13 protein-coding genes are annotated in these 16,907 nt (G+C 42.4%); 9 read left to right on the forward strand and 4 right to left on the reverse strand.

Going from position 1 to position 16,907, the window contains the following annotated elements:
* The 5 genes from FNH22_RS09095 to FNH22_RS09115 all read left to right on the forward strand — a co-directional run bounded on the left by FNH22_RS09095 (position 1) and on the right by FNH22_RS09115 (position 9,008).
* On the forward strand, positions 1 to 1,200 hold the full coding sequence (locus FNH22_RS09095) for a glycoside hydrolase family 88 protein (protein ID WP_143398041.1): 1,200 nt from the start codon (positions 1 to 3) through the stop codon (positions 1,198 to 1,200).
* 18 nt (positions 1,201 to 1,218) lie between these two features.
* A complete protein-coding gene (locus FNH22_RS09100) occupies positions 1,219 to 3,624 on the forward strand; it encodes a glycoside hydrolase family 2 TIM barrel-domain containing protein (RefSeq protein WP_143398042.1) in 2,406 nt (801 codons plus the stop codon).
* 61 nt (positions 3,625 to 3,685) lie between these two features.
* The gene (locus FNH22_RS09105) at positions 3,686 to 6,370 is read left to right on the forward strand and encodes a DUF4955 domain-containing protein (RefSeq protein ID WP_143398043.1); all 2,685 of its coding nucleotides are present in this window, start codon (positions 3,686 to 3,688) and stop codon (positions 6,368 to 6,370) included.
* A complete protein-coding gene (locus FNH22_RS09110; RefSeq protein ID WP_143398044.1) occupies positions 6,371 to 7,282 on the forward strand; it encodes an alpha/beta hydrolase in 912 nt (303 codons plus the stop codon).
* 40 nt (positions 7,283 to 7,322) lie between these two features.
* A complete protein-coding gene (locus FNH22_RS09115; protein WP_143398045.1) occupies positions 7,323 to 9,008 on the forward strand; it encodes a hypothetical protein in 1,686 nt (561 codons plus the stop codon).
* Between the two features lie 76 nt (positions 9,009 to 9,084).
* Here the strand turns inward: FNH22_RS09115 and FNH22_RS09120 are convergent, their stop codons facing one another.
* From FNH22_RS09120 to FNH22_RS09135, 4 genes are all read right to left on the reverse strand, one after another.
* A complete protein-coding gene (locus FNH22_RS09120; RefSeq protein ID WP_143398046.1) occupies positions 9,085 to 10,383 on the reverse strand; it encodes an IPT/TIG domain-containing protein in 1,299 nt (432 codons plus the stop codon).
* A gap of 249 nt (positions 10,384 to 10,632) precedes the next feature.
* Positions 10,633 to 11,139, reverse strand: a complete 507-nt coding sequence (locus FNH22_RS09125) for a GbsR/MarR family transcriptional regulator (protein ID WP_143398047.1) — start codon at positions 11,137 to 11,139, stop codon at positions 10,633 to 10,635.
* 31 nt (positions 11,140 to 11,170) lie between these two features.
* Entirely contained in the window at positions 11,171 to 12,082 is a 912-nt protein-coding gene (locus FNH22_RS09130; protein ID WP_143398048.1) for a Brp/Blh family beta-carotene 15,15'-dioxygenase, read from the reverse strand.
* Between the two features lie 63 nt (positions 12,083 to 12,145).
* Complete coding sequence (locus tag FNH22_RS09135; RefSeq protein WP_143398049.1) at positions 12,146 to 12,922, reverse strand: bacteriorhodopsin-like; 777 nt, start codon at positions 12,920 to 12,922, stop codon at positions 12,146 to 12,148.
* Between the two features lie 338 nt (positions 12,923 to 13,260).
* Between FNH22_RS09135 and FNH22_RS09140 the strand changes: the two genes are divergently transcribed.
* The 4 genes from FNH22_RS09140 (at position 13,261) to FNH22_RS09155 (ending at position 16,622) form a co-directional block, all read left to right on the forward strand.
* A complete protein-coding gene (locus FNH22_RS09140) occupies positions 13,261 to 14,484 on the forward strand; it encodes a glycosyltransferase family 4 protein (RefSeq protein ID WP_143398050.1) in 1,224 nt (407 codons plus the stop codon).
* A complete protein-coding gene (locus tag FNH22_RS09145; RefSeq protein ID WP_143398051.1) occupies positions 14,478 to 15,662 on the forward strand; it encodes a glycoside hydrolase family 57 protein in 1,185 nt (394 codons plus the stop codon). Before FNH22_RS09140 ends, FNH22_RS09145 begins: the two co-directional genes overlap by 7 nt.
* Before the next feature lie 304 nt (positions 15,663 to 15,966).
* Positions 15,967 to 16,275 carry an isoamylase early set domain-containing protein gene (locus FNH22_RS09150; RefSeq protein WP_143398052.1) on the forward strand — a complete coding sequence of 103 codons (309 nt, stop codon included), beginning with the start codon at positions 15,967 to 15,969 and terminating at the stop codon, positions 16,273 to 16,275.
* Between the two features lie 11 nt (positions 16,276 to 16,286).
* Entirely contained in the window at positions 16,287 to 16,622 is a 336-nt protein-coding gene (locus FNH22_RS09155) for a hypothetical protein (RefSeq protein WP_143398053.1), read from the forward strand.
* Positions 16,623 to 16,907 lie beyond the last annotated feature (285 nt).

Below are 16,907 nucleotides of genomic sequence, written 5' to 3' on the forward strand. Positions count from 1 at the left end.
ATGCTTAGGATTACCCTTCTGTTCATAGGTGTTCAGCTCGTCATTTCATGTAGAGATAGTAAACCCACTGTATTACAGGAAAAAGGAAATGAATCGGTTTCAATAGAGACGTTTTTCAATCCGGACATTCGTTACCGAATGGATTTCCTGTTAAACTACCCTGTAGATTCCACGGGTTTTCCGCGGAGTATGGAAAGTGATGGAAAAACAAGGGGAGTAGCTTCCGGGGACTGGACAAGTGGTTTTTTCCCGGGAAGCTTATTGTACCTGTACCACCTCACCGAAGACGAGCGGTGGTTAAAGCGTGCAGAACAATGGCTGGGCTACCTTGAAAAGGAAAAGTACAATGATAGAACGCATGATATGGGGTTTAAGATCAATTGTAGCTTTGGAAATGCCCTCAAGACAGCACAAAAAGAGGCGTATAAAAAAATAATTATACAAAGTGCACAAACACTCACTACACGTTTTAACGCAAGGGTAGGGTGCATCAAATCCTGGGATTTTGGCAAAGATAAATGGCAGTTTCCTGTTATTATAGATAATATGATGAACCTCGAATTGTTATTTGAGGCGACCAGGCTATCAGGTGACAGCAGTTTTTATCATACAGCTGTTGCTCATGCAAATAAAACACTGGAAAATCATTACCGGTCTGACAATAGCAGCTATCATGTCATTGATTATAATACGCAAACGGGAGAAGTAGTGCAGCGACTTACCCATCAGGGATATGACAGTGAATCGGTGTGGTCAAGAGGGCAGGCCTGGGGATTGTATGGATTTACTATGGCTTACAGGTATACTTCCAACACAGTATTCCTGGACCAGGCCGGCAAGATCGCAGCGTTCATTATGGAGCATCCGGATATGCCGTCGGATAACATAGTCTATTGGGACATGAAAGACCCGGCCATACCTAATGCCGTTAGGGATGCTTCCGCTTCAGCCATTATTGCATCAGCTTTAATAGAACTTGGTCAGTACACGGGGGATAAGCAGCACCATAAGTGGGCCAATGCGATATTAACCACTTTATCTACTTCTAAATACGTGTTGCCAAAAGCCACTGAAGCTCCCTTTTTGCTGGACCATAGTACCGGGAATATGCCCAGGAACGACGAGATCGATCTGCCTATAAGCTATGCAGATTACTACTTCCTGGAGGCAATAACCCGAAAAAAAAAAGAACAGATCTAACCCAAAGCAACTTACTTCATGTATAGACAACTCTTAATTTTCATACTGATCTTACACGGCGCCGTTTCCATGGCGCTGGAAAGAGAGCAGACCAACTTAAATGACAACTGGCAATATTTGGAAAAGGCTTATTTAAGTTGTCATGAAGCCAATCTTGACCCGATGTGGACCATGGTCAGCTTACCTCATAGTTGGAATAATGAAGATGTTGTGGACATGATACCAGGTTATCGACGAGATGCCAGTTGGTACAAAAAAATGCTGAAATTTAAGGAAGTTAAAAAAAATAAAAGATACCTCATCTATTTTGAAGGAGTCAACATTACCTCCGAGGTATATGTAAATAACCAACTGGTTACAAAGCATATTGGAGGATACCTTGGATTTGAAGCGGACATTTCTGATCACCTTGTGGACGGTATGAATACCCTTATGGTTCGCGTGGACAATGGCTACAACAGACAGGTGATTCCCTCGCAAAAATCAGACTTTTTCATTTATGGAGGAATTACAAGAGATGTTTGGTTGAGAGAAGTGTCCGAAACATATCTATCTGACCTGAAAATTTCTACGCCTCAGGTCAGTCAGACAAAAGCTAAAGTTGACCTGAAACTGACTATTAAAGGAAATATAGACGCCGATAAAAGTGTTCAGGTAAGCATTAAAGATCCTTCAGGAAAGGTCGTCTTTCGCCAATCTTCAAAGGTAGGGAATAGTATGGAGTTATCTTTTGAATTGGCCAATCCCGAACTATGGGAAATTGATGATCCCAACCTGTATAAAGTAGAGATTGAACTGCTCAAAAAGGGAAAGGCAATGGACTTCATAACGGAGACTTATGGCTACAGGTGGTTTGAATTTAAAGACCATGGTCCTTTTTACCTCAACGGAGAACGCCTCTTACTAAGGGGAACTCACCGGCATGAAGAACATGCCGGTGTGGGAGCGGCTATGTCTAACCAGCTTCACAGAAAGGATATAGAGATGATCAAAGAGATGGGGGCCAACTTCGTCAGGTTAGGGCATTACCCGCAGGACCCCGAAGTGTACAAAGCATGTGATGAACTGGGTATCCTGGTTTGGGATGAGCTGCCTTGGTGCAGGGGAGGTGTTGGCGATGATACCTGGAAAACCAATACGAAGCACATGTTGAAAGAAATGATCCTCCAAAATTACAACCATCCCAGTGTAATTATCTGGTCATTAGGCAATGAAATATATTGGTTGCCGGATTTTGAAAACGGTGATAACCGGGAAAACATGAACACTTTTTTAAGAGAACTGAATGACCTGGCCCATGAGCTGGATGCCGGCCGCAAAACAGCAATACGAAAATATTACGAAGGAGCAGATATTGTGGATGTTTTTAGCCCTTCCATATGGTCTGGCTGGTATTCGGGGTCTTACAAAAACTATGAAAATGCGATCAGAAAATCCCATGCGAAATATCCTCACTTTATACACATGGAATACGGTGGGTCCAGTATGGTAGGCAGGCACACCGAGCAACCGATCACCGGGGACGGTATTATCAATGCCGATGAGTGGGAAGAGCCAATCAACCAGGTGGCCGTACAAAATATTGCCAAAAATGGAGATTGGAGTGAAAACTATATTGTTGATCTGTTCGATTGGCATCTTATGGTATCTGAAACACAAGATCAATTCATTGGAAACGCCCAATGGGCCTTTAAGGACTTTGGTACACCACTCCGCCCTGAAAATGATATCCCTTATATGAATCAGAAAGGATTGACAGACAGGGCCGGTAATCCAAAAGATGCTTATTACGTCTTCAAAAGCTACTGGTCGGATGACCCGTTTATTTACATTGAGTCACACACCTGGACGGATCGTTCGGGGCCAAAAGGTAAGTCACGTAACCTTAGCGTATTCAGTAATTTAAAACAGGTGGAGTTATTCCATAACAGTGTTAGCCTGGGAAAAAAAACAAAGGACATCACTAAATTTCCCGCATGCGGACTCAATTGGGATATCGATTTTGAAAAGGGAGAAAATGAATTTCGTGCTGTTGGATATGATCAGGAAGGAGAAAAGATCGAAGACACTATCTTGGTAACCTATTCCTATGAAAAATCAACAGCACCCGAAGAGATCCTTTTATCCTACGAGTTGCAGAAGAATGGCAACTACCTGGTAACAGCGACTATGGTCGATAACGTCGGAAGAAGATGTTTGGACTATGAAGAGCGTGTCTATTTCCAATGTATGAGCGGAGGTGAATTACACCGAAACCAGGGAACACCTACGGGTACTGAGGCCATACGCATGTCGAATGGTAAAGCTTCCATAGAAGTAATACCCAATGATTATTCGGGTGGACTGAAAATGAGTGTGTTGAACCAGGATTTTAAAGGGTCTTTTCTGGTTATTGAAAACCAGGTAGGAAAACGGCTGGAATGAACATACTCAGCTTAAACCAAATAGATGAGAGGTGAAATATTGAAAATCAACAAATAAAAGTATGAGACTGCTAGTGATGATCATTTCGATAGTGCTGTTCCAGCAAAAGGTACTGGCACAGGTGGCGCCGTCATGGGTCCGGTTTCAGGAAGACCGTGCACAGGGAAAAGCTTCTGTTCTTCCTGATTATTCATACGCCGGGTATCACTTTTCGGAAAAACCCATACCTGATATTTCGGCATGGACTTTATTTAACGTCACCGACTATGGCGCCGTAACGGATGATGGTTTATATGATGATGTAGGTATTCAAGCTGCTATAGATGCAGCTGAGGCAAATGCCGGGCCGGCAGTTGTTTTTTTTCCGCCAGGCAGGTTTATGGTAAGTGCCGACAACAATGTGTCTAAATGGATACAAATATCAAGAGACAGTATAGTGCTGAAAGGCAGTGGTAGTGGGGCAGGGGGTACTGAGATCTTCATGGATCAAAGGAGGGTGCAAAACGGTCATTGGCAGTTTAGGTTTTCACCCTCTACTACCAGTATCGTAACCAGGGCCCGGATTACTGCCCCTGTTGTACGGGGCGATTTTTCAGTAACCGTAGATGCCAGTGATCAACTGGAAGCAGGTCAAACCATACACATTTATCATAAAAGCGAAGAGTTTGCCAGAGCCCACTTTGGCGCCTTGCAGCTCTCTGATAATTGGTCACGATTATTTGGGTCCGGTGGAGGAATGACTGTATATGAGCCTCATATTATTACTGCGATAAGTGGTAACAGGGTGACATTCAAAAACCCGGTACAAACCGATTTACCGGAACTGTCCGGTACATATGTCATCCGTGAGCTCACCACTATACGAGAAGTAGGAGTGGAAAATATCTTATTTACCAGTAACTGGGAAACTTACCCGGAAGACTTTGTGCATCATAAGGACGCTATCCATGACTATGGCTGGAATGCCCTGGAATTTGAGAATATCAGGAATGGATGGATTCAAAACTGTGAGTTCCGCAGTTGGAGCCAATCCATAAATGTAGTTCAGTGCATAGGTATTACTATTCAAAACGTAATGCTTACAGGTAAGAAAGGACATGCTTCTGTTACCACAAGGAGGGGGTTTGGCCTGTTGGTAAAAGATTGTGAAGATCTGGCGGGTCAACATCATGGTCCGGGAACCGGGTACCAGGGGGTAAATACGGTTTATCTAAGACATTTAATGCAAAAAGACCAGTCTGTAGACAGCCACAGCGGTCAGCCCTATGTTACGCTCATTGATGATGTACAAGGCGGTGATTTTGATCAGAATGGAGGGCCTCATGAAAGTTATCCGCATCATGGTCAGCACTTTACCTTTTGGAACTTCAGACATAGCTCCACCTCATCCAAAACCTATAACTTTTGGTCCGTTGATAACAGGAACGGAAATACATATGCTAACCCTCTCTTCATTGGTTTTCAACCCGATACGGAAGTGAACTTTATCAACGAAGGGATGAATGAAATGGAAGGGCAGATAGTAGAGCCAAGGTCGTTGTTTGAAGCACAACTGGAACTGCGTTTATCAGAAGCAAATACCCTTCCGTCCATTTTATTTTCTACTCCTGGCAGTGGAAATGAGTTTGAAATAGGAAGTGATCTTCAGGTAGCGGCATCGGCCTCAGACCCGGACGGAATGATCACTGGTGTAAAACTATATATCAATGATGAATTAGTGCGGGAAGACACAGAAGCCCCTTATCTCTGGGGGGAAGATGCTATGGCGGACCCCTTACTGTTCAATATGTCTGCCGGGGTGTACTTACTGAAAGTGTTGGCTACCGACGATGATGCCAATCAGGTCTCGGATAGCATAAAAGTGATCATAGGGAGTGTTCCAGGTGTCTCTTTTGTTAGTCCAGGACGAAATGAAATCATTGAAAGAGGAAAAAAATTTAAGGTGGAGGCCGATGCCACAGATAATGATGGCACAGTGAGTGCCGTATCACTTTATTTAGATGATGAACTGGTAAGAATGATCGCGGCTCCCCCATACATTTGGGGCACTGACCCGAATCAGGACCCACATTTATTTAATTTGGAGAGTGGTATGCACACCTTGAGACTGGAGGCAATCGATAATGACGGTCTCAAAGCATACGATACCCGGGACATTCTGGCTAATCAATTTCCCGAGGTGTCTTTTTTGACTCCTGCCAATGAGCAAGGCTTTGATTTTGAGGCTAATGTACTGGTGAAAGTGGCCGCCTCAGATACCGATGGAAGCATTGCGAGGGTAGACTTGTATGTCAATGATAAATTTCACAGGGAAGAGTTAAACCCGCCCTATGAGTGGGGGGTAAGAAGTGATGCAGATGCTGTTTTATTCGACATGCCGGAAGGTACTTATGAATTGAAAGCTGTAGCCTATGACAACCGGCAAAGTAGTCAGGAGGAAACGATTCGCATTACAGTGGCGCCCGAAGAAGTTATCCTCAGCATTAACGACGACATCAATGGGAATGAGAAGGTCACAGGATATCCAAATCCTTTCGAAAATGGCTTCAGTATCAACAGACCACTTTCACTCCTGTCGAATATACAGCTACTGACCATAGAAGGTAGAAATCTGAAGTTACCTTTTACAATGGAGTTACATGATGACTCAACAGTCCTCTTTTTCCCCTCATTAGGTGAAGGCCTGTATTTCCTGAGCTTTGAACTAGATGGCAAAACACATCTGCTTAAACTAATGAAAGAATAAATGATGTTGAGATTTCTTACTATCCTCACTATTTTCCTGGTCCCGATATTCGTATTCGGGCAGGAGCGAATTATTGATTTGTATGAAGGAATCCCGCCTTACTCCACCGGGATAATCGGGGAAGAATCCTGGGAGAACGGAAGGGTTTCCAATGTGCAAATCCCACAGCTTTATATCTATAAGCCGGAAAAAGAGAATAACAGGGGAGTGGCTGTGATATATTGCCCGGGAGGAGGCTACGGAAGGTTGGCAATGCCAGGTTATGGAAAGGGGTATGGGGACTATTTCAACGAAATGGGTGTTACGGCTATTATTCTAAAATACAGGCTTCCTATATCGGAGAACATCACTGAACCTCATGAAGTACCTCTTACTGACGCCCTTCAAGCCATTCGACTTGTTAGGCATATGGCTGATGACCTTGATATTGATCCGGGAAAAGTAGGGATAATGGGCGGGTCTGCCGGTGGACATTTGGCAAGTGCTTTAAGTAATAATTATAATGATGGAATTGAAAATACTGATAATGAGATTGATAAATTAAGTAGTCGACCGGATTTTTCCATATTAATTTATCCCGTTATTTCTATGGATACTTCTATAACCCATATGGGGAGCAGGAGAAATCTATTGGGGGAAAATCCCGTCTCGCAGCTGGTTAAAACCAATTCCAGTGAATTAAATGTGACTTCGGATACACCTGCAACTTTTATAATACATGGTACAGATGATGCTTCGGTATCTGTTTTAAACAGTATTCGATACTATGAAGCACTGCTTAAACATAATGTGGCTGTAGAGATGCACATCTTTCAAAATGGTCGTCATGGGTCCGGGCTCGGTAAGAAAGGACAGCCTTGGGCGTTGTGGAAAGACTTATGCAAAGTTTGGATGGAGCAGAACATATTTTGAACCAATGAAATCAATTTCACCTTAACCCACCGGATAATTCATGGCATTTACCAATCCATTAAAAAACAAAACCAGACGATTATTCTATTTATCGATTGGCCTGTGGATGAACGTCAACCTACTTTATGCTCAAGCCAATCCTGAACTTGCTCTACTACAAAAAAAAGGAATATATGTCCCTGATTTTTCCTATGCAGGGTATCACAATAGTGAAAAAGCGTTGCCCGGGCAATTAGGGGTTACATTACTTTTAACGGACTATGGCGCTATGGCGAATGACGAAATTGATGATAGTAAAGCATTGCAGGCAGCGCTGAAAGCGGCACATGAAATGGTCCAACCGGTAACGATCCGGTTTCCTGCCGGTCGATTAATACTAAGTGAGATTTTTTATATAGAACGAAGTAATATTTTATTGAGAGGGGCCGGCAGCGGTGCCCTGGGGACTGTTCTTTATTTCCCCTTCCCACTAAGTATGTTGGCTGACCCTGAATCACTTAAAGAACTAAGGGAATATCTGGTAAAGTATGAAAAAATTCAAAAAGAGCCGGAAAATAATGTTTACGCTCCTTTTTCACAGTATGCCTGGTCCGGAGGCTTTTTCTGGACGAAAGTACCCGGCGTGCGGGTCAAATCTTATCTTAAAGAGTATGATCAGCCTTCTAACGTCCTTTCAAAGCTTACCAATGGAAGGCGTGGAACCACACTAATAGAGGTTTCTGATGCAAGTCAACTCAAAGAGGGTGACGTAGTAGAGTTACAATGGTTTAACAAAGAAGGGGAGTTGGGGTCTATTTTAAAAGAACTTTACGGTAGCACAGACATCAGGATAGGTTCTCATCATTGGAGAAACCCTGAAACCGCACTGGTCCGTCAGCAAAGCAGCATACGGAATATTAAAGGGAATAAAGTGACTTTGGCAGATGAGTTGATGATGGACATTCGGCCGGAATGGACACCGCAGTTGGTGGAATGGAAGCATTTGAAGGAAGTAGGGTTTGCCCATTTTCGTGTAGAATTCCCACTGTCCATCGACTACCCGCATCATGTGGAAGCGGGATTTAATGCATTTTTTCTTACCCGGGTCTTTAACAGCTGGATACAGGACGTTAAAATAAAGAATGCCGATGCAGGCGTACTTACGGAAGAAGCAGCCAACATTACCGTATCAAACATAGAAACCCTGGGCGCTAAAAAAGCGCATTACAGTGTAGCAATGAGCGGAGTACACAACGTATTGGTAAAACAGCTTAAAGTAAAAAACAGTGTTCGTCATCCGTTATCCTTTAACACTTACGCAACCAAAAGTGTGTATACCAATTGTGAGGTACTCACGGACCCTGTTTTAGACCAGCACTCCGGCTGTAACCATCAAAATCTTTTTGATAATATTAAAGTAGAGGTCACACTCAACGGGGAAAGAAGTTATCCGCTGTTTGCCGGTGGGGGAGCCGGTTATTGGAAACCCAGCCATGGAGCTTACAATACGTTCTGGAATATTGAGGCAAGGTTTCAAGATGGGTTTGACCGGTCAGAAAAGATAATATTAAAGGGTATGAAAGATGGCCCTGAGGCAACATTGGTCGGTGTACATGCCAATAGTCCCGTTGGCGTAGAATATGGCCCTGAAGCTTTTATCATTGCCACAGGAAAGTCACCTGATATCAAGTCTCTTTTCCAGTATCAATTAGAGCAAAGGTTGCTGTCATTGATCAAAAAGAATTAAGCCAAAACACTTTCTTTTAAAAAGGCCGTTACAATTCACATGCAACGGCCTTTTTGTCAGACTATTTGACCAAAATTTACAAGGAAGAATGTGGCCCTCCGACAGAGATACTTACATTATCAAAACTCATGGACCAGAATACACCTCCGTTATCCGCGGACAATGGCAGCGTAGTACCACTTCCATAATTCCTGCGTGAGGCAAGACCAAACCTGAGTAAATCTCCAAAAGCAAAAGTTCCCAGTGCGGCATCGTCGGTGAAAAGTGTGGCAGGCACCGAGAGATCATACCAGCCATTCTCATCAGGCATAAAACCCATGTCCGTTAGCTCTTTAATGGTGACTCTGTATTCATAATCGTCACCGTCGAACCTGAACCTGAAACCCGCTACATAATCTTCTTCGTTTTCAGATTCAGCATATCCGTCAGGCAATGTTCCAAAGTTTATCAATATATTAAAATAGATCTCTTCCGCTGTGGCATCTCCGAAAAAATCGGTAAATGTACCTGCCGCCTGTGTGGATAGATTCAAACCTGCTGCATAACTTCCCGAGAAATCTGTGCTACTGAACCCCTCCATCTGAAAGAACACTCCGTCGATTGCAGGCGGAAGTGCTGTGGCGTTTTCTAATACCACAGGATCATTGCTCTTGCCATGGATCGTTGATTCTTCGGCATCTGCAGATCCGGTGAAGGTTTTTTTGTCAGGATCTGCTGAATCTTCAAAATCACCTATCATGTTTTGATCCACTAATTTGATCACATAGAATTTTAATGACTCGGTTGATGTAGTGTTTGTTCCTCCATCATTTACTACCGTAATAGTACTTAACCCTAGTGGTGTACCTGTTCCTACCATAATCTCCACAGAAGTATCGGTTGTACCTACTATAGTGGCATCAGTTGTGCCAATTTTGACAGAACTTACCGTTGCCATATCTGTTCCTGTGATCATTACAGTTCCGCCAATTTCAGCGGACACCGGGCTTACTTCGGTTATGGTGACCGCTCCTATGATCACCACTGTAAAATCACCCGGACTTATACCCACACCTCCTGCCGTGGTTACGGATACTTTTCCTGTGGTGGCACTTTCAGGTACTGTAGCAACAATTTCAGTGGCGGTATTGGACACAATTGTTGCTGGTACCGTACCGAAAGAGACGAGCGTGGCATTGCCAAGATCTGTACCGGTGATGGTCACATTATCGCCGGCTTCACCGCTTTCAGGGCTAATTGAGATCACCGCAGGGATGGCTGCACCGGGGTCGTCGCCATCATCATCCCCACAAGAAACCATCATTGAAATGACGGCTAACGAGCCCAGGAGGATCAATGGATTAAGTCTTAATCGTTTAATAAAATTTTTGTTCATAATACTGGAATATTTAACGTTTATTTTTGAATTAAACTTGTCTTTCAATTTTAAGGAGATTATGATTTGCCCAAATTCAAAAATGGGGGTGCAATCGTACAGAAAAGTGCTTGAAGGCTTTAAAAGAGGGGTATTCTATAAGACGATCAAGAGGAAAAGGTGAATGTTACAGGGAAATGTATGCCACATCACCTGAATAACTTAAGGTCAACCCGAAGCAAACTCTTTTAAGCTTATAAAGGGTAATGATCAGGAAATTGATAGAAGGGTCCGGAGTGATTTTATGGCCAACTTATTATCGGTATTAATAAATTTCTTTAATACTAAATCAAAGGTGGTAATAAGGTCATGAAGCTCTGTGGCTACTTTTTTGAACTCTTTAGCTTCAGGACTACTGTCATCAATGTCCTTCACTTGTTTCAATTTAAGCAATAGGGGTTCAATCTCACGTTTTTTACGTTCGCCGGCTATTTTACGGGACATTTGCCAAACATCTTTTTCACCGTAAAAATATTCCTTTCTTTCTCCCGGCCGGACTTCTTTTTGAATAAGCCCCCAACTGATCAAACTCCTCACATTCATACTGGCATTACCTCTGGAAATATTTAGCTCTGACATTATTTCCTCTATGGATAATGACCTGTCACTAATCAGTAAAACAGCATATATCTGCGCCATGGTTTTGTTAACTCCCCAACTTGTACCTATAGCACCCCAGAAGTTAATAAGATCAGCTTTAGCGTCTTGATATTCCATATATTTCAGATGTTTTAAGGAGTTCTGAAAGTTATACGAATCTACGGTTAAAAAGATTGTATAACCTACTCATTACAAACAAATGAGGGACGGTAATAATGGAAATCAAAACAATAAACAGCATGTATGGAGATATACTCCAGTCATAAGTAAAACTATACCAGTAAAAGAACGCCATGAAAAAGACAGCTACAATACTGTGTGGCAACAATTCATTGATGAATAGGGGCAAATTGATCTTTCCTGGTCCACCTTTCAAATGTTGGTATTCCAGGCTCAACGACACCAGAGAATGCCATAAACCAAAATAAACAACAAAAGCCATTACTGCAGTGGATTTCACAGCGAGTGCAATGATAATCACCAGAGATATTACTTCGTAAGCCAGGGCCCTGGAAGAAATTCTACCCGAAACACAGGCGTTGGTCAAAAGTACTGCTAAAAGGCCCCCGGACAATGTCATTATCCCTCTGATTGTTCCTGAGGTTACATAGGATGCTGCTTCGAGCTGTTTTACACTTAGAAAGAAATCGAGGCACTCGGCCAGATTAAAGTAAACAATAGATGATAGTAAGAATACACCCCAGGACAAATATAAAAGCAATGAAAAGGTTTTCCCATAGGCTACATAATATAACTGAGACTGGCCGAAATGATATGCCGATAAGATCAAAAAGCATATAAAAGACCATTTAGGCTCCAGGTACCAGCATACACCTGTGATAAGCATCAAGCTGACGTAGGTAATATAGAATTTTAGTTTTTGACTTTTGGTGGGTGATCTATTTGAGAATAATATCTTGTGATCTAAGGAGCCATGAGGTATACCTACCGTTACAAGTATTAATATGAAAATATACCCTTGAACGCTTTCGAGCCAGACTCCCAAAACAGACAGGGATAGGATTATTATCGCCAAAAGAAGAACCAGAAACTGTGTCATTGCAAAGAAATTTAAGGAATGGCTTTTCAACCACCCCTTACTAAACTTGAACTTAAAACTGAATCAGGCAACTGCTGCCTCCTTAGTGTCCGACTTGGCGATAGCATATACTACCAAACCGAATCCAATTTTATTTATGGCGTCTGCGATATTGTAGAAGAGGTCTACGTTTTGAGATGTCCAGCCTAAGCCGGTATTTAACCACCCTCCAGGCATACACATGTAACCGATTGGATATATTGCCCATCCAACAAGTACAAACCATGCAAGTGTTCTGATTCCCTTTACAACGATGGGATTACCTGAAGCATCTCCTAATTTCTTGACTTCACCCACCCATGCAGTATACAAAATGTATATGTATCCAAGGGTCGAAAGTATGCCATACATTACACTGTGACTTGTCGCTCCAGCGGCAGCTGTACCATCCGTATTCATGGGTACAAAAGCTTCGCCTATATAGCCCATCACCAGCATAAAAGCAGAGGCAATGATCAATTTCCACATCAAACCAATTTTTGCACCAGCAGGCTTGGTTAACAAATAGAACTCAACGCACATTAATGGTACGGTCAACGTCCAGTCAATATACCGTAATGCGGTAGGGTTTGTTCCAGTGGCAGCATAGTAGTCTCGCATGTAGTAATAGTGCACGGCTGCGATGCCAGTAATAAGACCGGATACCAGCAAAGAGGTTTTCCATTTGCCTGACACCTGTCCACGTTCAAAAAAGAAGAAAACGGAAGCTGCAAGCATTGCCATATAACCTGTGAAGAAAGTGAAGGCAACCGGATCATCTTTTGGGATAGCAACTAGATCTGCTAGAAGTATAGTTTTCATGAATGTTATTGTTTGTTTCTTTTTATGAACACTGAAATTTCAGAAATGTTTGAAACTTTAAAATATCAGCATAAAAACAACAAGACATGATACAGCCTGATTTAAGGTAATATCATGTACAGACTAGACTAACCGGGACAAGAGTTTTTTGTCTAATAAAAACGGAATGTTTGAGTGGAGATTAAAACAACTTGCCTACCCGAAGCCGTTCTGGTTTTATGATAATTCAGCGTTCTGTCTGATTCTTGACATAGATCAGCGCACTCCTGAACATTTATCATTTCAAACTTAGTCTCAAGGTCATACTTTTATAATAAACCAACCAAACAGGTACTTAAATGCGCGTTTTGATGCTCGGGTGGGAATTTCCGCCCTACATATCAGGAGGCCTTGGCACAGCATGCCATGGCCTGACGCAAGCACTACTAAAAAAAGGTGTAGAGATCGATTTTGTGCTCCCGCATGCACAGATGAGAAAGTCGAGGAAATCGTTCAGGATTATCAGCGCCAGTTCAGTATCTATTGGTAAGCGTCAAGTCAATAACACCATAACCGGCCTGGACAGACTTCAAAAAGATTTTTTACAAAGACACAATTTGTCAGGCCGCTCACTTTATCCATTTTCAGGTGGATATGGAGACGGTCTTTATGAAGAAGTATATTGGTATGCACTTGCTCTGGAGGCCATAGCCAGGACTAATGACTTTGATGTAGTCCACGCACATGACTGGCTCACTTATCCAGCTGGGATAGCTGCAAAGATGATAAGTGGAAAGCCTTTGTTTGTTCATGTCCATGCAACAGAGTATGATCGATCGCCCAAAATTAATCCTACGGTGTATCACCTGGAGAAGAGGGGGATGCAAGCCGCTAATATGGTGCTGGCAGTAAGTGAACTTACACGCAAAACCATACTTGGCAGATACGGAATACCCGCCAATAAAGTACTGGTATCTTATAACGGTGTGGCCACAGCCAAAAGAAAAATCAAATCTCCGTCACCCAGGTACCTGAAAGAAAAGATAGTTACCTTTCTCGGACGTGTCACCTACCAAAAGGGACCTGAATATTTCATTGAAGCTGCCAGAAAAGTGTTGAATGTAAATCAGAATGTACGCTTTGTGATAGCAGGTAACGGTGACTTATTAGGCAAAATGATTCTAAAAGTGGCGGGCTACAAGATGTTATCAAAGTTTCATTTTACCGGATTTCTCAAGGGCAGTCAGGTGGATCAGATGCTAAGTATGTCTGATGTATATGTTATGCCCTCGGTGTCAGAGCCCTTTGGTATTGCACCGTTAGAGGCCATGAAGTCGGGTGTTCCTGTTATCATATCACGTCAGTCGGGTGTATCGGAAGTGCTGCCTTCAGCCATTAAGGTCAATTTTTGGGACACCGATGCACTGGCCAATGCGATTAACGGGGTACTGGAATATGCCTCGTTATCAGATGAAATAAAAAGGAATGGAGAGAGCGACTTGTCAGATCTGACCTGGTCAAAAACAGCGGCTGTGGTGAATTCGGCATATCAGACTGCAACCAAACCCTATAACATATGCTGAATATAGCTTTTTATTTTCAGGCCCATCAGCCATTCAGGCTTAGGAATTACCTCTTCTTTGATATAGGTAAAAAACACAACTATTATGACAAGTCCCTCAATCGCGACATAATTCAGCGGGTAGTGACTAATAGTTACATGCCTGCCAACAGGATGTTCCAAAAGCTGATAAAACAGTATGGAGATAAGGTCAAAATAAACCTCATCTTATCAGGTACACTTCTGGACCAGTTGGAGGTCCATGCCCCGAAGACCATCGATTCCTTTCAACGTCTGATTAAAACCGGACAAGTAGAGCTGCTTGGCACTACCTATTCCCATTCACTGTCCTTTTTGCAGAACGAGGAAGTCTTCCTGACTGAACTTGAAAGCTATGAAATAAAGGTAAAAGAACTTTTTGGAATAAAACCAAAAGTGTTTTCCAATGGTTGCCTCACCTATTCCGATAACATAGCAGGTATTCTCGATGCAGTAGGTTATCTCGGTGTATTGACCGATAGTGCAGATGCCGTCCTGAATGGTGCCACGATCAACCAGGTCTATCGCTCGGCCCGGTCACCGGCAGTAAAGCTTTTATTCAGACATCGCCATTTAAGTGATGACATAAGCCTGCGTTTTTCAAATCAATCCTGGGACCAATGGCCACTTTCGGCGGAAAAGTACATGGATTGGATAAAAAAACTAAATAAAACCGATAGAGTACTAAATCTCTGGATGGATTATGGGGCCATCGGGGAGCATCAAAAAGAGGATACCGGGATATTCGGGTTTATGGAAAAACTCTTCTCCAACATGGCTGCAGACAAAAAAATTAACTTAAGTAAAGCTACTGAGCTGCTTGCTTTAAGGAAACGGCCCAAACCCTTGTCTATTGATGCTCCTTTGTCCTGTACGGGTGACCTTACGATGTCTTCATGGCGGGAGAATGACATGCAGAAAGAAGCCTTTGAAACATTATATTCCCTTTATCCAAAAATAGCAATGGTAACTGATCAGGCTATTCTAAGGGACTGGTATTATCTTCAGTCAAGTGATCACTTTTATTATATGGGTACTAATGCTGATGATCAGCATACTCAGTTTAGCCCATACGCTTTACCTTATGAAGCTTGTATCAATTATATGAATGTACTATCAGATTTTAGACTTAGGGTGGAAGAATATTTGAGAAGTCATTGACTGGCCTCCCGAATGACACAGGACCATAGGGCAAGACTACCCATAGCATTTATCCGGTTAGAATGCCATTAAAATACTTTTCGCTTTTTCTTCCAGCGATATTTTTTGTATATTGTGTGTACGAAAATGAATCAGTGCATAATTAACATGAATACCTTCATGTTAAGTTTGTTTGGTCTATTGATCTCTACCATTAACCTACTTTGATAAGAGCATCATTGAGACTATGCCCGGGTTTTCCCATTGAACTCTGTAGGATAGCTTTTTCTATCAAACATTGATAATTCGCAAAGCCAAAGAAATTATGGGAATAAAAAAACAATACTTAAAAAGTCGTGATATATGTAAAGTGACACTGACCTTGCCTAAAGAGCAGGCAAAAACTGCGAAAAAGGTGATGTTAGTAGGAGATTTTAACGGTTGGGATGTCGAAGCTACTCCCATGCAAAAGTTGAAAAACGGGTCCTTTAAAACTAACCTGAGCCTGACCAAAGGTAACGAATATCAGTTCAGGTATTTATTGGATAGCAACCGGTGGGAAAATGAATTGGAGGCAGATAAGTACGTCTCCAACGGATATTCCGGGGATAACAATTCTGTGGTCATTATCTAAAGTAAGTTACTATGTTGGACGAGGAGAATTCAGTACAACGAAGAAAAATAAGAGAAACCGCTAACATCAACCTGTTTGAGTTGATGCATTCACGCTTGAGAGAGGTAACAGAGTTTGATAAGAGAAGGTTGGGTATAGTTGGGGGAGTGAAAGTGACTGCTCGCCTGTCCGGAAAACTGGCGGAACGTACTAATATGTGTCCGGGTTTTGTTATTACGGTGGTAGATCATATAGAAATATATACCCTGGAGGACTTTGCCGAAGCCATTGAAAATAAATCCGGTGTTATGCTGCAGGGAGTTTATCCTGACGGATATGTAGATCACTATTATCTGGAATTGTCCTGATCTTTTGGATTACAGTACCTCGACACCATCAAAAGTGATCAATATGACCGGATTTTGCGGATCATGAAATAACGATGCACACATGCAATAGAGGCCATTTTTGATCCAGGTAAATACTCGCTTTAGCTTCTACAATCTCATCATAGACTCCCATATGTTCAGTTTTTGGTTCAATACAATGTTCTGAGGTACCTGACCCTGCTACGATTGCCATTTACCTGACGTTACGTTAGTACACGCTGCTTATTGGAATGGGTAAAGATTCTGCCGCTGACTGTAATAGTA

Source organism: Fulvivirga sp. M361 (assembly GCF_007097395.1).
In the GTDB taxonomy this organism is placed as follows: Bacteria; Bacteroidota; Bacteroidia; order Cytophagales; family Cyclobacteriaceae; genus Fulvivirga.